The sequence below is a fragment of the Paraburkholderia sejongensis genome, assembly GCF_020880815.1.
Classification (GTDB): domain Bacteria; phylum Pseudomonadota; class Gammaproteobacteria; order Burkholderiales; family Burkholderiaceae; genus Paraburkholderia; species Paraburkholderia sejongensis.
In genome coordinates, this window is the sequence record NZ_JAJITD010000013.1 from 152,414 (window position 1) to 170,603 (window position 18,190).

The 18,190-nt window shown below is 64.6% G+C and carries 16 protein-coding genes; 15 read left to right on the top strand and 1 reads right to left on the bottom strand.

The window, feature by feature from the left end; all coding sequences use genetic code 11:
* Positions 1-49 precede the first annotated feature (49 nt).
* From LJ656_RS24355 to LJ656_RS24420, 14 genes are all read left to right on the top strand, one after another.
* Positions 50-937, top strand: coding sequence for a LysR family transcriptional regulator (locus LJ656_RS24355; protein ID WP_230512076.1), 888 nt, complete (start codon positions 50-52; stop codon positions 935-937).
* Positions 938-1,082: 145 nt separating this feature from the next.
* A complete protein-coding gene (locus LJ656_RS24360) occupies positions 1,083-1,529 on the top strand; it encodes an SRPBCC family protein (protein ID WP_230512077.1) in 447 nt (148 codons plus the stop codon).
* A gap of 368 nt (positions 1,530-1,897) precedes the next feature.
* The gene (locus tag LJ656_RS24365) at positions 1,898-3,733 is read left to right on the top strand and encodes an acyl-CoA dehydrogenase (RefSeq protein WP_230512078.1); all 1,836 of its coding nucleotides are present in this window, start codon (positions 1,898-1,900) and stop codon (positions 3,731-3,733) included.
* Positions 3,734-4,111: 378 nt separating this feature from the next.
* Entirely contained in the window at positions 4,112-5,098 is a 987-nt protein-coding gene (locus tag LJ656_RS24370) for a LysR substrate-binding domain-containing protein (RefSeq protein ID WP_230512079.1), read from the top strand.
* 146 nt (positions 5,099-5,244) lie between these two features.
* Positions 5,245-6,744, top strand: a complete 1,500-nt coding sequence (locus LJ656_RS24375; RefSeq protein WP_230512080.1) for a 2-hydroxymuconic semialdehyde dehydrogenase — start codon at positions 5,245-5,247, stop codon at positions 6,742-6,744.
* A 7-nt stretch (positions 6,745-6,751) separates the two neighbouring features.
* The gene (locus LJ656_RS24380) at positions 6,752-7,168 is read left to right on the top strand and encodes a RidA family protein (RefSeq protein ID WP_062132788.1); all 417 of its coding nucleotides are present in this window, start codon (positions 6,752-6,754) and stop codon (positions 7,166-7,168) included.
* Between the two features lie 45 nt (positions 7,169-7,213).
* On the top strand, positions 7,214-7,747 hold the full coding sequence (locus LJ656_RS24385; protein ID WP_230512081.1) for a 3-hydroxyanthranilate 3,4-dioxygenase: 534 nt from the start codon (positions 7,214-7,216) through the stop codon (positions 7,745-7,747).
* 160 nt (positions 7,748-7,907) lie between these two features.
* Complete coding sequence (locus tag LJ656_RS24390; RefSeq protein ID WP_230512082.1) at positions 7,908-8,921, top strand: amidohydrolase family protein; 1,014 nt, start codon at positions 7,908-7,910, stop codon at positions 8,919-8,921.
* Between the two features lie 95 nt (positions 8,922-9,016).
* On the top strand, positions 9,017-10,297 hold the full coding sequence (locus LJ656_RS24395) for an ABC transporter substrate-binding protein (RefSeq protein WP_230512083.1): 1,281 nt from the start codon (positions 9,017-9,019) through the stop codon (positions 10,295-10,297).
* Between the two features lie 13 nt (positions 10,298-10,310).
* The gene (locus LJ656_RS24400) at positions 10,311-11,231 is read left to right on the top strand and encodes a branched-chain amino acid ABC transporter permease (RefSeq protein WP_230512084.1); all 921 of its coding nucleotides are present in this window, start codon (positions 10,311-10,313) and stop codon (positions 11,229-11,231) included.
* Positions 11,232-11,238: 7 nt separating this feature from the next.
* The gene (locus LJ656_RS24405; RefSeq protein WP_230512085.1) at positions 11,239-12,303 is read left to right on the top strand and encodes a branched-chain amino acid ABC transporter permease; all 1,065 of its coding nucleotides are present in this window, start codon (positions 11,239-11,241) and stop codon (positions 12,301-12,303) included.
* Complete coding sequence (locus tag LJ656_RS24410) at positions 12,300-13,073, top strand: ABC transporter ATP-binding protein (RefSeq protein WP_230512086.1); 774 nt, start codon at positions 12,300-12,302, stop codon at positions 13,071-13,073. Before LJ656_RS24405 ends, LJ656_RS24410 begins: the two co-directional genes overlap by 4 nt.
* Positions 13,070-13,780 (top strand): ABC transporter ATP-binding protein, encoded by a 711-nt coding sequence (locus LJ656_RS24415; protein WP_230512087.1) that lies wholly within the window; start codon positions 13,070-13,072, stop codon positions 13,778-13,780. Before LJ656_RS24410 ends, LJ656_RS24415 begins: the two co-directional genes overlap by 4 nt.
* Before the next feature lie 121 nt (positions 13,781-13,901).
* Positions 13,902-14,771: an alpha/beta hydrolase gene (locus LJ656_RS24420; protein ID WP_230512088.1), complete on the top strand. Its 870-nt coding sequence runs from the start codon at positions 13,902-13,904 to the stop codon at positions 14,769-14,771.
* A 30-nt stretch (positions 14,772-14,801) separates the two neighbouring features.
* On the opposite strand, the gene metE is transcribed toward LJ656_RS24420, so the two are convergent.
* The gene (metE, locus tag LJ656_RS24425) at positions 14,802-17,096 is read right to left on the bottom strand and encodes a 5-methyltetrahydropteroyltriglutamate--homocysteine S-methyltransferase (protein ID WP_230512089.1); all 2,295 of its coding nucleotides are present in this window, start codon (positions 17,094-17,096) and stop codon (positions 14,802-14,804) included.
* Between the two features lie 146 nt (positions 17,097-17,242).
* On the opposite strand from metE, the gene LJ656_RS24430 reads away from it, so the two are divergent.
* Positions 17,243-18,154, top strand: coding sequence for a LysR family transcriptional regulator (locus tag LJ656_RS24430; protein ID WP_230512090.1), 912 nt, complete (start codon positions 17,243-17,245; stop codon positions 18,152-18,154).
* Positions 18,155-18,190 lie beyond the last annotated feature (36 nt).

Consider the following 18,190-nt stretch of genomic DNA (forward strand, 5'->3'; position numbering starts at 1 on the left):
CGGTGGCCAGCAACCTTTGCGAAGATTTTCACGGATTCGGAATGTCAGCATGAAAAATCATCAACTCAGGGCATTCCTTGCACTGGCGGAAGGAGGCAGTCTCGTTAAAGCCGCGGCGCGGCTCAACAAGACAACCGCTGCGGTTTCGAAAACCATTCGCGAGCTCGAGGAACGTTTCGAAGTTTCGCTGTTCCAGCGCACGCCGCACGGGATGCCGTTGACGGCGGCCGGGCGGATTCTGCTGCCGAGAGCTCAGTCGATCCTGGCGGAGATGGTACGCGCCGACGAAGAGCTTCGCACACACCGGGGACTTCATCAGGAGCGGTTGCGCGTGGGTCTGACTCCGGCCGTTTCCGTTTTGCTCGGACCGAAGGTAATCGAGCGATTCGTTGGCCAGCTGCCCGACATCCGTCTGGAAGTATTCGAGTATCAACGCGAACAGATGTCGCATCGCCTCGACGATGGCTCGCTCGACGTCGCACTCTGCGCAATTCCGTCGTTTATGAACCGCAGCGCCGATCCGGTCGGCGAACTGCTTTTCTCGACCGAATTCTCGCTCGCCGTACATAGCGACGGCGATCTTGCGGGCGCCCGCTCCCTTGCGGATTTGCAGGAGGCGCTATGGGTCTACACCGATCCGAGCGGAGCGCAGGAGAGCTTCATTGCCAATGCCTTTATCGAGGCCGATCTCCAGCCGCCATTGCGGGCGTTGCTGTGCACGGCATCGGGGCTCGGCGTCGCGCTTGCTCTGAACACTTCCGCGGTGGTACTCGTGGCACGGCCGATAGCGGAAGCGAACGCGCGCGTCACCGTTCTGCCGTTGCTTCCGGATACACCGACTCTCAGTGTGTATAGCCTTGTCAGGCCCTCGGAATCGTCGTCGTCTCTGGTCGACGCGTTTTTACAGATCGTTCATGCGTCGGTTGGGGGGAGGTGAACTAAATATAGCCACGCGTATCGTGCGATACACGATATCGGCGCCGAGACGCCTACGGGTTTCCCCCGATCCTCCCCCCTGTCGATTCCCCCACCCGCCCGACGTCGTGAGAGTATGTCCAACCCTCCCGCGAAAGGCGATCACCATGACTACCGGAACCGTCAAGTTTCACCGCGTGTTGCGCGCGACTCCCGAGCGTATCTACCGTGCGTTTCTCGAACCCGATGCGACCGCGAAGTGGCTGCCGCCGTACGGCTTCACGTGTCAGGTTCATCACCTCGACGCGCGGGTCGGTGGCACCTTCAAAATGTCGTTCCGCAACTTCGGTACCGGCAACGGCCATTCGTTCGGCGGCGAGTACCTCGAACTGGTGCCGTTCGAGAAGATCCGCTATTCGGATATCTTCGACGATCCGAATCTGCCCGGTCAGATGGAGACCACGGTGTCACTGCGCCCGGTGTCGTGCGGGACCGAACTGAACATCGTGCAGGAAGGCATCCCGGCGATGATCCCGGTCGAGATGTGCTATCTCGGCTGGCAGGAGTCGCTCGCGCAACTGGCGAAGCTGGTCGAGCCTGAAATTCCGGACTGAAGCGGGCACCAGCAGCTCCGTGATTCGCCGCGTGGCGAATCACGGAGAACACCGCGCGCTGATCTTCGCGAAACCGGCCGACCCTCAGCGCAATACCGTCGCAATCCCTCCGCAATATCCCCGCAATACCCCCGCAATACCCCCGCAATACCCCCGCAATACCCCCGCAATACCCCCGCAATACCCCCGCAATACCCCCGTAGAGTCCCAACTCACCCCAGGGCAAACGCCTCTTTACTTATCAGGCAACCTGATATTAAATGCCCCCCTGAAACCGGGCCATTACCGCGTTCATCGCGGTTACCGTGTTCTCCCTGTAACCCCGCAAACCCACGCCCCGACCCGCCAGCATTCAGGATGCAGCCGATATGACGTCTTCTTACCGCGCGCCGCTACGCGACATGCGCTTCGTGATCGACGAATGGCTCGATGCGGCCACCGTCTGGCGCAACGTGCCCGACTGGGCCGATCTCGACGCCGCGACGGCTGTGCAGATTCTCGAAGAAGCCGCGCGCTTCGTAACCGAACAGGTCGCACCGCTAAACAGCAGCGGCGACCTTGAAGGCTGCCGCTTCGAAGGCGGCGAAGTGACGATGCCGGCGGGTTTTCGCGACTCGTATCGCGCGTATGTGGACGGCGGCTGGCCGGCACTCGCGATCAGCGCGGACGCGGGCGGCCAGGGCTTGCCGCAACTGCTCGAAGTCGCGCTGCACGAAATGCTGGCGGCGGCCAATCACGCGTGGTTGATGTCGCCTGGCCTCACGCATGGCGCGAGCGCATGCCTGCACGCGCACGGCGCGCAGTCGTTGAAGGCGCACTATCTGCCGAAAATCGTGAGCGGCGAGTGGCTGACCACGATGTGTCTGACCGAGCCGCAAGCCGGTACCGATCTTGGCCTGCTGCGCGCGAAGGCGGTACCCGCCGCGGAAGTTCGCAGCGAACTCGGCGACGCGTACCGGATCAGCGGCAACAAGATCTTCATCACCGGCGGCGCGCACGATCTGACCGACAACATCGTGCATCTGGTGCTGGCGCGTTTGCCCGAAGCACCGGCCGGCACGCGCGGATTGTCGTTGTTCCTGGTGCCGCAGTGGCTCGACGATAGCGGCTCGCCGCAGCGCGTGCGCAACGGCGTGCATTGCGAAGGTATCGAGAAAAAGATGGGCCTGAAAGCTAGCCCCACCTGCACGATGCGTTTCGGAGACGCGCTCGGCTGGATGATCGGCGAAGCGCATCGCGGCCTGGCCGCGATGTTCGTGATGATGAACGCGGCGCGTTTGCAGGTCGCGATGCAAGGCGTCGCGCACGCGCAAACCGCATGGCAACGCGCGAGTGCGTACGCGGCCGAGCGCACCCAGATGCGCGCGATCACGACTCCCGCTGACTATCGCGGCGACCCCGCGCAGCCCGCGCCCATCGCGCTGCATCCGGCGATGCGCCGTACGCTGCTCGATCTGCGTTGCGTGGTCGAAGGCGAGCGTGCGATCGGTTTGTGGATCGGTCAGTGGCTCGACATCGCCGCGCATCATCCGGACGAAAACGAGCGCGCGAAAGCGGAGCGCTTCGCGTCGCTGCTGACGCCGGTCGCAAAAGCGTTTTTCACCGCGAATGGCTTCGCGGCGGCATCGAACGCGTTGCAGGTGTTCGGCGGCTACGGCTACATCCACGAATACGGGATCGAGCAAACGGTGCGCGACAGTCGCGTGTCGATGCTGTACGAAGGCACCAACCAGATTCAGGCGATCGATCTGCTGGTACGCAAAACGATCGGCGATCGCGGTGAAAAGCTGCGCGAGTTACTCGCGCACATACTCGACGAAGCAGCCGCATGCTCGCATAAGGAAACCGCACCTGCCGAGCTCACACGCATCGGCCACACGCTCGAACAACTGTGCGCAAGCGCGTCGCAAATCACCGAAGAGCTTCTCGAACAAAGCGCCGCCGATAAAGAACTGCCCTATCGCGTCGCCGACGATTACCTTGCGATGATCGGCTGGCTACTGCTGGCCTACGCATGGGCACGTACGCTGCGCATCGCGCATGCCACTGACTCGGCCGAGACCTTCTACGCGGAAAAGCGCGCGACTGCCCGCTATTTCTTCGACTACCGCATTGCCGAGTTCGAGCGTTGCAGGCAGTTGGTCGAAGCGGGCTGTCGCGCGAGCCTGCCGTTCCTGAGCATGGAAACCCTGAACGGCAATTGAACGCCATCAGAACGTGTGCCGGATCCCCACCCGCACAAGCACCTGGCGGTTGCTCGACGACGTAGCCGTCACATCATCCATCTGCGCGCGCGTGCCGCTGCTGCCGGTCAGGCCAGCGCGGCCGCGGCGAACGTCGCGGTTTTATTCATCGGTTTTCCTGATTATGATCTGCTCGCTTGAGCTCGATTGACGGGCAACATCGTGGTTGCTTGACGGCCTGCGCCGGCGGGCACGGGCAAAAAGCACGTCGAATCTGGAGCGCGCGGCCCGGAAAAAATAATAAAAAGACCCGCTGTGAATAGTCGGAACGGTAATATCTGCGTCAATTCACGCGTCGCCGACGGCGCGCGGTTCGTGAACCGTGGAGGAGAGTCGAACATGAACAAGGACGTACGCCGCCCGATCGAGCGCGTTCCGGAGCTGTCGCACGTCTCGCTGTCGCGCAAGCTGAAATTGCAGCAACTGATTCTGGTCGCGAAGGTCATCGACAGCGGTTCGCTGCTGCGCGCGGCCAAGGAACTTGGGATGACACAGCCCGCGATCACGAAGGCGGTGCAGGAACTCGAAACGTTTTTCAGCGCGCCGTTATTCGAGCGCACCAATCGCGGCGTGGTGCCGACCGAACTGGGCAAGCTGCTCGGCCGTCGCGCGAAATCGATGAACACCGAGCTGCGCTACCTGACCGACGAAATCAACGCGTTGCAGGGCGGCACCGCCGGTCATCTGATCGTCGGCACGCTGATCGTCGCGTCGGCGCGGCTGTTGCCGATGGCGATCCGTCTGCTCAAGGAACAGGCGCCCGGCATGCTGGTCACCGTGCGCGAAGCGGCCACCGCGCAACTGTTCCCGGCGCTCGCGACCGGCGATCTCGACATCGTGGTCGGCCGTCTGCCCGAGCGCGAACTGCCGCTCGCGAGCGCGTTTCCGTTGCATCACGAAGTGCTGTTCCAGGAGTCGATCTGCGTGGTGGCCGGCGCGCGTCATGCGCTCGCGCTGCCCGCGCGGCCGCGTCTGGCCGATCTCGCGAACCTGCCGTGGATCCTGCCGCTCGGTGATTCGCCGACCCGCATGCGCGCGGAACGGCTGTTCCAGGACGCCGGTCTGCCGCTGCCGGTCGACCGGGTCGAATCGCTATCGATGCTGACCAACATCGGCTTGCTGCTGGAGCGCGAGTGCGTCGCGCTGATGCCGCGCGCGGCCGCGCAGCAATTCGTCGACGCGGGCTTACTCGCGATCGTGCCGCTGCGCGAAGCCGCGGATTTCGGCGCGGTCGGCTTCTCGACGCGCGCGGACAAGCAGATCAGCCCGGCCTGCGAACGCTTTATCGCGTGCCTGCGCGAGAGCGCCGCGCGCATCGCCGAATGAACGGCTGAAGGCGCGCGCATGCGCGGCGGCATGCGTGCGTCCGCTGGTATAAACAACAGGAATAGCCGCGCACGAAATCGTTATTATTTTTTATGAAAGCGGCCTCTTAGACTCAGTGCATCCGTTCTACGCAGGAATCCATGCAGATGAGCTATCCGTTTTCGTTTCCTTCTTCGTCCGCCGCCGGCGCGCCGCCGTTGCTGCGCCACTACATCGGCGGTGAATTCGTCGCCAGCGATACGCGTTTCGAAAACCGCAGCCCGGTAACGGGCGCGGTGCTCGCGCTGGTCAGCGAAGCGCGCGCGCCGGAAGTGGACCGCGCGGTCGGCGCGGCCCGTGCGGCGCTTTCCGGCTCGTGGGGCCGCTTCGACGTGCAGCAGCGCGCGGCGCTGCTCAATCGGATCGCCGATGGCATCGAGCGCCGCTTCGACGAGTTCGTCGCGGCCGAAGTGGCCGATACCGGCCGCCCGGTGCAGCAAGCGCGCACGCTCGACATCGCGCGCGGCGTCGCCAATTTCCGCACCTTCGCGCAACTGATCTCGACCACCCCGAACGACATCTTCGAAAGCCGCGCGGCCGACGGCTCCGATCAGTTCAGCTACGTGGTGCGCAAGCCGCTCGGCGTGGTCGGCATCATCTCGCCGTGGAATCTGCCGATGCTGCTGATGACATGGAAGGTCGCGCCGGCGCTCGCCATGGGCAACTGCGTGGTCGTCAAGCCGTCGGAAGAGACGCCCTCGTCGGCGACGCTGCTGGCCGAAGTGATGCACGAAGCGGGCGTGCCGCCGGGCGTGTTCAATCTCGTGCACGGCTTCGGACCGAATTCGGCCGGCGAGGCGCTGACGAAGCACAAGGACGTGTCGGCGATCACGTTCACCGGCGAATCGCGCACCGGCAGCACGATCATGAAGGCGGTCGCCGACGACGTGAAGGAAATCTCGTTCGAACTCGGCGGCAAGAACGCGGCGGTGGTGTTTGCCGATGCGGACTTCGACGCGGCGGTCGAAGGCGTGCGCCGTTCGAGCTTCACGAACGCGGGCCAGGTGTGCCTGTGCTCGGAGCGCGTGTATGTGGAGCGGCCGATTTTCGAGCGCTTCGTCGCGGCGCTGAAAGAGAAGACCGAAGCGATGAAGCTCGGTTACCCGGACGAGGCGAATGTCGACATGGGTCCGGTGATCTCGCACGGCCATCGCGACAAGGTGCTGTCGTACTACCGGCTCGCGCGCGAAGAGGGCGCGACGGTCGTCACCGGCGGCGGCACGCCGCGATTTAACGACGTGCGCGACGAGGGCGCGTATGTCGAGCCGACCATCCTGACCGGCCTGCCCGACAGCGCGCGCTGCGTGCGCGAGGAAATCTTCGGACCGGTGTGCCACATCGCGCCGTTCGACGCGGAAGACGAAGTGATCGGCCGCGTGAACGACAGCGCATACGGTCTGGCCGCGTGCGTGTGGACCACGAATCTGTCGCGCGCGCATCGCGTGTCGCGTCAGATGCATACCGGCCTCGTATGGGTCAACACGTGGTTCAGCCGCGATCTGCGCACGCCGTTCGGCGGCACCAAACACTCGGGCCTCGGCCGCGAGGGCGGCCGTCACTCGCTCGATTTCTATTCCGAGCTGTCGACCATCTGCGTCAAACTGTGAGGACCTCATGACCGTTTCTTCCCAACTGCTGCCCGAAAAAGCCCGTCCGCGCGGCGCTTATCCGCATCTGAAGCGCGCCGGCGACTTCCTGTTCGTGTCGGGCACGAGCTCGCGCCGGGCCGACAACACGATCGCGGGCGCGCAGGCCGACGCGATGGGCACGATGCAGCTCGACATCCGCGAGCAGACCCGCGCGGTGCTCGACAACATCCGCGACATCCTCGCGAGCGAAGGCGCGACACTCAAGGACGTGGTCGAGATCTGCACGTACCTCGTCAACATGAACGACTTCGGCGGCTATAACGCGGTGTACGGCGAGTACTTCGACGCCGAAGGGCCGGCCCGCACCACGGTCGCCGTGCACCAGCTGCCGCATCCGCATCTGGCTATCGAAATCAAGGCGGTCGCCTACAAGCCGCGCTAGGGACGCGCCGCCAGTCATAACGTTTGCTGTTTCAGGAGACTTCCGATGTCACGTTTCACGCCGCCGCTGAATCTGAACCGCTGGATCGACGAGCATGCTCATCTGCTGAAACCGCCGGTCGGCAATCAGCAGATCTGGCAGGACCATGACTTCATCGTGACCATCGTTGGCGGTCCGAACCATCGCACCGACTACCACGACGATCCGAGCGAAGAGTTCTTTTATCAGATGCGCGGCAACGCGTATCTGAACCTGTGGATCGACGGCAAGAAGGAACGTGTCGATCTGCGCGAAGGCGATGTGATGCTGCTGCCGCCGCACGTGAGGCACTCGCCGCAACGCCCGGAAGCGGACAGCGCGTGCCTCGTGATCGAACGGCAACGGCCGGAAGGCGACATCGACGGCTTCGAATGGTATTGCGACAGCGAGGACGGCTGCGGCGGCCTCGTGCATCGTGCGGACGTTCAACTGAAGAACATCGTGACCGATCTGCCGCCGCTGTTCGCCGCGTTCTACAAAGACGAAAAGCTGCGCACCTGCCCGCATTGCGGACTCGTGCATCGCGGCAAGGCGGCCTGAACCGAACGCCCGCGCGTGGCGTGAGCGCATGGAACGCCACCCACGCGAAATTCAAAGCCACGTGGCCGGAACCCGAGAGACGCAGCACCGACCGCGGTCCCCAGCGTGAGCGCAGTCGCGCGCGCGGCGGTCCGTGGTCAAACCTACAGAGTTCGACAACATGAAGAAAATCGACATGCACTCGCACTTCTTCCCGCGCATCGGGCAGGAAGACGCGAGCCGGCTGGATGCCGCCAGCGCGCCGTGGCTGCAGGTGGACGCGGGCGGTGAGACCGGCAACATCATGGTCGGCGAGCGCAGCTTCCGGCCGGTGCGCGAGGCGCTGTGGAATCCGGTCGCGCGTATCGAGGAACTGGACCGGGTCGGGGTCGCCGCGCAGATCATCTGCGCGACGCCGATCATGTTCGGCTACCGCTACGAAGCGCGCGCCGCGGCGGACTGGGCCGCGAAGATGAACGACCTCGCGCTCGAACACTGCACGTATGCGCCGAACCGCCTGAAGGCACTCGCGCAGGTGCCGCTGCAAGACGTGGAACTCGCGTGCCGCGAGGCGAGCCGCGCGAAAGCGGCCGGCCACGTCGGCGTGCAGATCGGCAATCACCTGGGCCCGCGCGACCTCGACGACGAACACCTGGTGAGCTTTCTCACCCATTGCGCGCTCGAAGACATTGCGGTGCTCGTGCATCCGTGGGACATGATGACCGACGGCCGCATGAAGCAGTGGATGCTGCCCTGGCTCGTCGCGATGCCGGCGGAAACCCAGCTCGGCATTCTGTCGCTGATCCTGTCGGGCGCGTTCGAGCGCATTCCGCGTTCGCTGAAGCTCGCGTTCGCGCACGGCGGCGGCAGCTTCGCATTCCTGCTGGGCCGCGTCGACAACGCGTGGCGGTGCCGCGACATCGTGCGCAAGGATTGCCCCCGTCCGCCGTCGGAGTATGTCGATCGCTTCTATGTGGACAGCGCGGTGTTCGATCACGGCGCGCTGCGTCTGCTGGTCGACGTGATGGGCGCCGAGCGCGTGATGCTTGGCTCCGACCATCCGTTCCCGCTCGGCGAACAGCAGATCGGCGCACTCGTCACCAGCAGCGAGTGGCTCGACGAGCAGCAGCGCGGCAATATCTGCGCGGGCAACGCCGCGCGGTTCTTCGGTATCGACCTCGAGCGCGCCGTTTAAAAAGGACTCAATAAGCGGACTCAATGAGCGGACTGAATGCGCCAACAGCAACAGCCGTAAAACACACACATTCGTTACCCGGTAGGAGGCTTGTCATGACCGTTACGTTCGTTCGCCGTTCGTCGCGCCGAATTGGTATTGGCGCAGCGAATTGCATTGACCACACCCGCAGCCACCCCCGCAGCCACCGCCGCGCCGCGCTGGCCGTGCTCGGCGCGCTGGCCGCGCTGGCCTGCCTGCCGGCGTCCGCGTCGGCGGCGGCTCAGGCGGAAAATGCCGCGCCGCTGAAGATCGGCTTCATCGGCACGCTGTCGGGGCCCGGCGGCGCGCTCGGTCAGGATCAGTACGACGCGCTGATGCTGGCGGTCGAACAGAAAGGCGGCAAGCTCGGCGGTGTGCCGGTGCAGATCGTGCGCCAGGACGACCAGCTCAAGCCCGACCTCGCGTTGCAGGAAGCGCAGCAACTGATCAGCCGCGACGGCGTGAAGATCATCACCGGCGTGACGTTTTCGAACGTGATGATGGCAATCCACAAGCCGGTGACGAGCGCCGGCGTGGTGCTGATCGGCTCGAACGCGGGGCCGACGCAACTGGCCGGCGCCGGCTGTTCGCCGCTGTTCTTCTCGACCTCGTGGAACAACGACGAGTTGCACGAGGCCGGCGGTCAACTGGCGACCAACCTCGGCTACAAACGCGTGTACGTGATGGCGCCGAACTACCAGGCCGGCCGCGATGCGGTGTCGGGCTTCAAGCGCGACTATCGCGGCTCGATCGCCGACGAGGTCTACACCCAGGTCAACCAGCCCGACTATTCGGCGGAACTCGCGCAATTGCAGGCCGCGCAGCCGGATGCGGTGTACGTGTTCTATCCGGGCGGGATGGGCGTGAATTTCGTCAAGCAATACCGCCAGGCGGGGCTGCTCGGCAAGATTCCGCTGATCTCGGTGTCGACGATCGACGGCACCACGCTGCCCGCGCTGAAGGAACTCGCGGTCGGCGCGATCACCAGCGCGCCGTACTCACCGGACCTGAAGAATCCGCAGAACATGCAGTTCGTTGCGGCGTTCACGAAGAAATACGGCCGCGCGCCGTCGATGTACGCGGCGCAATCGTACGACGCGGCCACGCTGCTCGATACCGCGCTCACGACGGTCAAGGGCAACGTGTCCGACAGCAAGGCGCTGCGCCAGGCGCTGGCCAACGCGAAGTTCGAGTCGGTGCGCGGGCCGTTCAGCTTCGACGCGAACCAGTTCCCGCGCGCCGGCTTCTATCGCGTCGACGTGGTGCGCGGCGCGAACGGCGCGTCGTTCGAGACGAAGGGGCCGATCGTGCCGAAGGTGAGCAACCCCATTGCACAACAATGCAGGATGAACTGAGCGGACCCACGCGATGAACCTCACGTTGCTCGTCATGCAATGCCTGAACGGCTTGCAGCTCGGCGTGCTGCTGTTTCTGATGGCGGCCGGGCTGACGCTCGTTTTCGGCATTCTGAATTTCGTCAATCTCGCGCACGGTTCGCTGTATATGGTCGGCGCGTTCGTCGGCGCGCTGGTCTATAACCTGAGCGGCTCGTTCGCGCTGGCCGCGCTCGCGGTGGTGGTCGCGCTGGTCGCGCTCGGGATGCTGCTCGAATCGGTGGTGTTCCGGCGGCTCTATCAGCGCCATCACCTAGACCAGGTGCTCGCGACGTTCGGCCTGATCCTGTTCTTCAACGAACTGACCCGCACGATCTGGGGTCCGTCGCCGTACTACATGGAAGTGCCCGAGGCGCTGGCCGGCGCGGTCGATCTGTTTGGTCTGCACTATCCGGCGTACCGGCTGCTGATCGTCGGGGTCGGGCTCGCGGTCGCCGGCGGCTGCTACTTCGTGATCCATCGCACCCGCATCGGCATGCTGATCCGCGCGGGCGCCACGCATCGCGAGATGGTCGGCGCGCTCGGCGTCAACGTGGTGCTGCTCAACGCGGTGCTGTTCGGCGTCGCGGCGGCGCTCGCCGGGATCGCCGGACTGCTGGCCGGGCCGATTCTGTCGGTGCAGCCGGGCATGGGCGAGCCGGTGCTGATCCTGACGATGGTGGTGATCGTGATCGGCGGGATCGGTTCGATTCGGGGCGCGTTTCTCGGCGCGCTGCTGGTCGGCGTGATCGATACGCTCGGGCGCACGCTGCTGCCCGCGTTGCTGCGCCAGGTGCTCGAGCGCAGCAGTGCCGATACGGCAGGGCCCGCGCTCGCGTCGATGCTGATCTACATCCTGATGGCGCTCGTGCTCGCGTGGCGTCCGCAGGGTCTTTTCCCCGTCAAACATTCGTGAAGCCGACATGATGCCTACTCCTGCTTCCGCACCCGGCGCGCGCCCCGCGCCGCTCGTGCCACGCGCGGCGGATGCCGCGAGCCGTCGCGCGAGTTACGTCGACCGGCTCGGCTGGCTGCTCGCCGTGCTGCTGCTCGCGCTGCCCGCGTATGCGGCGCTCAGCGGCCAGCCGTTTCTGGTGGTGTTGTTCGCGCGTATCGCGATTCTCGCGATCGCCGTGTTGTCGCTCGATCTGATGCTCGGCGTCGGCGGCATGGTCAGCTTCGGTCACGCGCTGTATTTCGGTCTCGGCGCTTACGTGACCGGGATGCTCGCGCAACATGGCGTCGTCAGCGGCGGCGTGCATCTATTGACCACGCTGCTGGTGTGCGCGCTGGTTGCACTGCTGACCGGCGCGATCGCGCTGCGCACCAGCGGCATCGCGTTCATCATGATCACGCTCGCGTTCGCGCAGATGTTCTATTTCTTCGCGGTGAGTCTGCGCGAGTACGGCGGCGACGACGGCTTCGCGCTGGCCGGCGCGAGCCGCTTCGGCGGCGTGTCGCTCGGTGATCCGGTCACGCTGTACTACGTCGCCGCCGCCTTGCTGATCGTGCTGATGCTGTTCGGCCGGCGCTTTCTGAAAAGCGCGGCGGGCATGACGCTCGGCGGCATTCGCATCAACGAGCGCCGCATGCGCGCGCTCGGCGTGCCGGCCACGCGGATGAAGCTCGCGGTGTTCGTCAGCGCGGCGATGCTGTGCGGGGTCGCCGGCATGCTGTTCGCGAACCTCACGCAGTTCGTCGCGCCGTCGTATATGTCGTGGACGATGTCGGGCGATCTGATCGTGATGGTGGTGATCGGCGGCGCGGGCACGTTCGTCGGGCCGCTGGTCGGCACGCTCGCGATCGTGCTGCTCGAAGAAGGACTGAAGAGCGTCACTGAGCACTGGATGCTGGTGATGGGACCGCTGATCGTGATCGCGGTGCTGCTGAGCCGGCGCGGTCTGATCGGTCTGGTTGCCTCTGTCGATGCGCGGCGTGAGCGTCGCGAGCGCGAACGCAAGCGCGCCGCGCACGGAGGTGCGCAATGAGTCTGTTGAGCGTAGAAGGACTGGTGAAGCGCTACGGCGGCTTCACCGCGACCGATCATTTCAGCGTCAGCGTCGAGCCCGGCGAGATTCACGCGGTGATCGGCCCGAACGGCGCCGGCAAGAGCACGCTGATCGGCCAATTGGCCGGCGAACTGCGGCCCGACGAAGGCACGATCCGTTTCGCCGGCCACGACATCACGCAACTGTCGGTCGAGCGGCGCGCGCGGCTGGGGCTCGCGCGCTCGTATCAGATCACCTCGGTGCTGCCCGAATACACGGCGCTCGACAACGTGCTGCTCGCGGTCAATGCGCAGCGCGCGTCGCGCTTCAATTGCTGGAGCCGGCTCGGCGCGCGCGGCGAGGTGCTCGACGAAGCGCTCGCGCTGCTCGACCAGACCGGGCTCGCCGCGCAGGGCGAGGTCTGCGTCGCCGAGATGGCGCATGGCGAACACCGTCAGCTCGAACTCGCGATGGCGTTGGCGAGCCGGCCGCAACTGCTGCTGCTCGACGAACCGATGGCCGGCATGAGTCAGGCCGAAACGGTGCAGATGACCGCGCAATTGCGGGCGCTGAAGGGCACGCACGCGATGCTGCTGGTCGAGCACGACATGGACGCGGTATTCGCGCTGGCCGACCGGATCACCGTGCTGGTGTACGGCAAGGCGCTCGCCACCGGCACGCCCGACGAAATCCGCGCGAATCCGGCCGTGCGCGCGGCCTATCTCGGCGATGAGCAAGCGCCGTCGAATCTGTCAGGGAGCCATGCATGAGCCGCCTGCTCGAAGTCGCTTCGCTCGAAGCGTTTTATGGCCGCAGCCAGGCGCTGTTCGGCGTCGAACTGAATATCGATGACGGCCAGTTCGTGACGATGCTCGGCCGCAATGGGATGGGCAAGTCGACCACGGTCAAATCGATCGCCGGTCTGCTCAAAACGCGGCGCGGCTCGATCCGCATGGCGGGCGAGTCGATCGACAACGCGCCGTCGTACCGGATTGCGCGCGCGGGTGTCGGGCTGGTGCCGGAAGGACGGCATATCTTCCCGACGCTGACCGTGCGCGAGAACCTGGTGGCGACCGCGCGCGAGGTCAAACGGCCTGGCGGCTTGTGGACGCTGCAACGGGTTTATCAGCTGTTTCCGCGTCTCGAGGAACGCGCGCGCAATCTCGGCTCGGCGCTCTCAGGCGGCGAACAGCAGATGCTCGCGATCGGCCGCGCGCTGATGACCAATCCGCGTTTGCTGATTCTCGACGAAGCCACCGAAGGTCTCGCGCCGCTGATTCGCGAGGAGATCTGGAAGTGCCTCGCCGAGTTGAAGAAGACGGGTCTTGCGATTCTGTGCATCGATAAAAATCTCGCGTCGCAGCTCGCGATTGCCGATTACCACTACGTGATGTCGAAGGGCGCGGTGGTGTGGCAAGGCACGTCTTCGCAGCTGAGCGCCGAAGCGGACGCGTTGCATGCGCATCTGAGTATCTGAACCCGGGTGGCTCTTTTCTGGGTGTGTGTTTGCCGCGGGCTATCGGGCTCGCGGCTTTTTTGCGTACGGATTGCGGTTGCACTGCGAGTGCAGGCCCGCATTCACCGACAAGGATTCCTCGATGCCGTTCGATCTGACTTTCGCCGATCTCGCCGAGCGCGCGGTGCAGTACAACGCGCGGGCCTCGGTGAGCGACTTCGATGCCGAGATGGCGATCTATGCGTCGCTCGCCCGCGACTCGCGCGAGCGTTGCGCGGGCATTCTCGACCTGCGCTATGGGATGGGGCAGGCCGAGCGGATCGATATTTTTCCGGGCGTGGCGGCCGCGCGGCCCGCGCCGCTGTTCGTCTTTATTCACGGCGGCTACTGGCGCTCGCAACGCAAGGAAGACGCGTGCTCGATGGCGGCCGCATTCACCGCGGCGGGCGTCGCGGTCGCGATGATCGAATACACGCTGCTGCCGGAAGCGACGCTCGCCGAAGTGGTGCGTGAAGTGCGCAGCGCGATTGCGTGGTTGTACCAGCACGGCGGCGCTTATGGGATCGATACGCAGCGGATCTACATATGCGGCAGTTCGGCCGGCGCTCATCTGGCCGGGATGCTGTATGCGGACGACTGGCAGCGGCGCTTCAACGTGCCGCAGGACCTGATCAAGGGCGTGGTTGGGTTAAGTGGCCTCTACGATATTCGGCCTCTGTGCGAGATCGGCGTGAACGAATGGCTGCGGCTGTACCCGGATCAGGCCGCGTTGCTCAGTCCCGCTTTGTGTCTGCCGAATATGGCGCCGCCGCTGCTGTTGACGGTGGGCGGCTTGGAGACGACGGGGTTCAGGAACCAGACGCTGCAGTTTCATGAAGACGTCAGCCGGCGCGGCTTGCCGGTGACGCTGGTGCCGAATACGCACTCGAATCACTTCAATCTGGTCAATGAACTGGCCGAGCCGGAAAGTGCGCTTTTTCAGGCGGTGTTGCGGATGATCAGGGGTGCGTAAGGAGCGGGGCGGCCCCCGCTCCTCGATAACTTACTGCGCCTGAGCGCGCAGCGTCTTCGCGGCCGCAACCATGTTGCTGAGCGCCGGCAGCACTTCCGCCCACTGACGCGTCTTCAGACCGCAGTCCGGGTTCACCCACAAACGTTCCGCCGGAATCCGCTCGGCGGCTTTGCGCATCAGTTGCACGATGTGCTGCTCGGTCGGGATGTTAGGCGAGTGGATGTCATACACGCCCGGGCCGATTTCGTTCGGATAGTTGAAGTGGTCAAACGCGTCGAGCAGCTCCATATCCGAGCGCGAAGTCTCGATCGTGATCACGTCGGCATCCATATCGGCGATCGACGCGATGATGTCGTTGAACTCCGAATAGCACATATGGGTGTGAATCTGCGTGGCATCGCCGACGCCGTTCGCGGCGATCCGGAACGACTCGACCGCCCAGCGCAGATAGTCGCCCCACTGCGCGCGACGCAGCGGCAGACCTTCGCGCAGCGCCGCTTCGTCGATCTGGATGACGCGCACGCCGGCCTTTTCGAGGTCCAGCACCTCCGCGCGGATCGCCAGCGCCAGTTGATAGCACGACACCGAGCGCGGCTGGTCGTCGCGTACGAACGACCAGTTCAGAATCGTCACCGGGCCGGTGAGCATGCCCTTCATCGGCTTGTCGGTAAGCGATTGCGCGTAGCCGATCCACTCGACCGTCATCGCGTTCGGGCGGCTGATGTCGCCGAACAGGATCGGCGGTTTTACGCAGCGCGAGCCGTATGACTGGACCCAGCCGAACTGGCTGAACGCATAGCCGTCGAGTTGCTCGCCAAAGTACTCGACCATGTCGTTGCGCTCCGCTTCGCCGTGCACGAGTACGTCGAGGCCGAGCTGTTCCTGCTCGCGCACGCTGCGCTCGATCTCGGCGCGCATCGCGGCCTGGTAGCCGGTGTGCTCGAGTGCGCCGCTTTTGTACTGGCTGCGCGCGCGGCGGATTTCGGCGGTTTGCGGGAACGAGCCGATTGTCGTGGTCGGGAACGCGGGCAGCTTGAGCAGCGCGGCCTGTTTCTCCGCACGCGCTGCATAGCCGTTCTGACGCTTGCCGAGCTGCGCGTCGATGCGCGCGAGCGCGGCCTTGACCGCCGGGTTGTGCACGCGCGGCGACTGGCGGCGCGCGGCGATCGCGGCGGCGTTGGCGGCCAGCTCCGCCGCGACCGCGTCGCGTTGACCATTCAGCGCGGCGGCGAGGATACGAAGCTCATCGAGTTTTTGCAGCGCGAATGCGAGCCACGAGCGAATTTCCGGATCGAGCCTGGCTTCGCTTGCGAGATCGACGGGTACGTGCAGCAACGAGCACGATGGCGCGATCCACAGACGCTCGCCGAGTTGCTGCGCGAGCGGCGCGAGCCATTCGAGCGTCGCGTTCAGATCGGTCTTCCAGATATTGCGGCCGTTGATCGCGCCGACCGACAGCACGCTGTGCGCGGGCAGCTTTTGCACGGCGAGCGCGAGTTCGTCGCGGGCGTTGATCGCGTCGATGTGCAGACCGTCGACCGGCAAAGCGCACGCGAGGTCGAGATTCTCCTTCAGTTGACCGAAATAGGTGGTCAGCAGCAGCTTGACGCCGCGCTCTTCGAAGCCGGCGTACGCGGTTGTGAACGCGTCGCGCCACGCCGGTTCGAGTTCGGTTGCCAGCACCGGCTCGTCGATCTGCACCCACTCGACATCCATCACCCTGAAGTAGTCGAGCAGCGCGCGGTACACCGGCATGATGCGCGGCAGCAGCGCGAGTTTGTCGGAGCCGTCCTTGGCCTTGCCGAGCCATAGGTAGCTGAGCGGGCCGAGGATGACCGGCTTCGCTTTTACCCGTTGTTCGCGGGCTTCGCGCAGCTGTTCGAGGAAGTTCGACGTATCGAGGTTGAACTGGGTGCCGGCGGTGAATTCGGGGACGATGTAGTGGTAGTTGGTATCGAACCACTTCGTCATTTCTCCGGCGGCGACCCCGCCGCAGCATCCGGCGTGCTGTTCCTCGCCCTGCGCCGAGCGGCCGCGCGCGACGCGGAAATAGTTGTCGAGCTTGTCGCCATGAAAGCCGCGCACGCGTTCCGGCAGATTGCCGAGCGTGAAGCTCATGTCGAGCACCTGGTCGTAGAACGCGAAGTCGCCGACCGGCACGAGGTCGAGCCCCCGCTGATCGCTCCAGTGACGCGCGCGCAATTGCGCGCCGAGCTCCTTCAGTTCATCGCGCGACGACTCGCCTTTCCAGTAGCGTTCGAGGCCGAACTTCAGTTCGCGTTGAGCGCCGATGCGCGGGAAGCCGAGATTGTGTGTGGTAACCATGTGCGTTGCCATCCGGTAGAGAAATGCGTCAAAACTGACGAAGTGGCAGCGATGATAGAGCTATCGACCGATGAAATAAAATGGCATTATTTCATTCATCCATTAGTTTTATTCATCTACCATTTTTGCCATGCGAGTCCCGCGCCATGCTTGAACGCATTCACCTCGTCATCGTTCGCGAAGTTGCTCGGCAGGGTTCGCTCACCGCGGCCGCCGGCACTCTCTTCCTGACGCAATCCGCGCTCAGTCATACGGTCAGGAAGATCGAACAGCAACTGGGTACGCCGATCTGGGATCGCGAGGGGAGAAGCTTGCGGCTCACGCAGGCGGGGCAGTATCTGCTGGCGCTGGCCGAGCGGTTGCTGCCGCAGTTCGAGCAGGCCGAGGAGCGCATGAAGCAATATGCGCAGGGCGAGCGCGGCACGTTGCGGATCGGGATGGAGTGCCATCCGTGTTATCAGTGGCTGTTGAAGGTGGTGTCGCCGTATCTCGCGCGCTGGCCCGATGTGGATGTCGACGTGAAGCAGCGCTTTCAGTTCGGCGGGATTGGCGCGTTGTTTGGTTATGACGTCGATGTGCTGGTGACGCCCGATCCATTGAATCGTCCGGGGTTGCGGTTCGAGCCGGTGTTCGACTACGAGCAGGTGCTGGTGGTCGCGGACGGGCATCCGCTTGCGAAGGTCCGGTATGTGAAGCCGGAGCAGTTGGTGGGCGAGACGCTGATCACGTATCCGGTCGAGACGGATCGGCTCGATATCTACAACTATTTTCTGCGGCCTGCGGGCGTGGCGCCGCGGCGGCATAAGACGATCGAGACCACCGACATCATGTTGCAGATGGTCGCGAGTAATCGCGGGGTGGCGGCGCTGCCGCGCTGGCTGGCCGACGAGTACTCGGAGCGGATGCCGGTCGCGAGTGTGAAGCTTGGGAAGGAGGGGATTGCGAAGCAGATCTTTCTGGGCACGCGCGAGGGGGATGCTTCAATCGATTATCTGCGCTCGTTCGTGGAGTTCGCGCGGGGGGCGCAGTGGCAGGGGGGACGGTTCGTGCCGCATTAACGGGCCGGCCGCGGCGGCGCGTGAGCTTCAGCGCCG

Bases quoted from the DNA above. Each gene is read 5' to 3' on its own strand.
- LJ656_RS24410 (WP_230512086.1), top strand. From the start codon at position 12,300: ATGAGTCTGTTGAGCGTAGAAGGACTGGTGAAGCGCTACGGCGGCTTC.
- LJ656_RS24415 (WP_230512087.1), top strand. From the start codon at position 13,070: ATGAGCCGCCTGCTCGAAGTCGCTTCGCTCGAAGCGTTTTATGGCCGC.
- LJ656_RS24360 (WP_230512077.1), top strand. From the start codon at position 1,083: ATGACTACCGGAACCGTCAAGTTTCACCGCGTGTTGCGCGCGACTCCC.
- LJ656_RS24420 (WP_230512088.1), top strand. From the start codon at position 13,902: ATGCCGTTCGATCTGACTTTCGCCGATCTCGCCGAGCGCGCGGTGCAG.
- LJ656_RS24395 (WP_230512083.1), top strand. From the start codon at position 9,017: ATGACCGTTACGTTCGTTCGCCGTTCGTCGCGCCGAATTGGTATTGGC.
- LJ656_RS24365 (WP_230512078.1), top strand. From the start codon at position 1,898: ATGACGTCTTCTTACCGCGCGCCGCTACGCGACATGCGCTTCGTGATC.
- LJ656_RS24375 (WP_230512080.1), top strand. From the start codon at position 5,245: ATGAGCTATCCGTTTTCGTTTCCTTCTTCGTCCGCCGCCGGCGCGCCG.
- LJ656_RS24430 (WP_230512090.1), top strand. From the start codon at position 17,243: ATGCTTGAACGCATTCACCTCGTCATCGTTCGCGAAGTTGCTCGGCAG.
- LJ656_RS24380 (WP_062132788.1), top strand. From the start codon at position 6,752: ATGACCGTTTCTTCCCAACTGCTGCCCGAAAAAGCCCGTCCGCGCGGC.
- LJ656_RS24405 (WP_230512085.1), top strand. From the start codon at position 11,239: ATGATGCCTACTCCTGCTTCCGCACCCGGCGCGCGCCCCGCGCCGCTC.
- LJ656_RS24370 (WP_230512079.1), top strand. From the start codon at position 4,112: ATGAACAAGGACGTACGCCGCCCGATCGAGCGCGTTCCGGAGCTGTCG.
- LJ656_RS24400 (WP_230512084.1), top strand. From the start codon at position 10,311: ATGAACCTCACGTTGCTCGTCATGCAATGCCTGAACGGCTTGCAGCTC.
- metE (WP_230512089.1), bottom strand. From the start codon at position 17,096: ATGGTTACCACACACAATCTCGGCTTCCCGCGCATCGGCGCTCAACGC.
- LJ656_RS24355 (WP_230512076.1), top strand. From the start codon at position 50: ATGAAAAATCATCAACTCAGGGCATTCCTTGCACTGGCGGAAGGAGGC.
- LJ656_RS24390 (WP_230512082.1), top strand. From the start codon at position 7,908: ATGAAGAAAATCGACATGCACTCGCACTTCTTCCCGCGCATCGGGCAG.
- LJ656_RS24385 (WP_230512081.1), top strand. From the start codon at position 7,214: ATGTCACGTTTCACGCCGCCGCTGAATCTGAACCGCTGGATCGACGAG.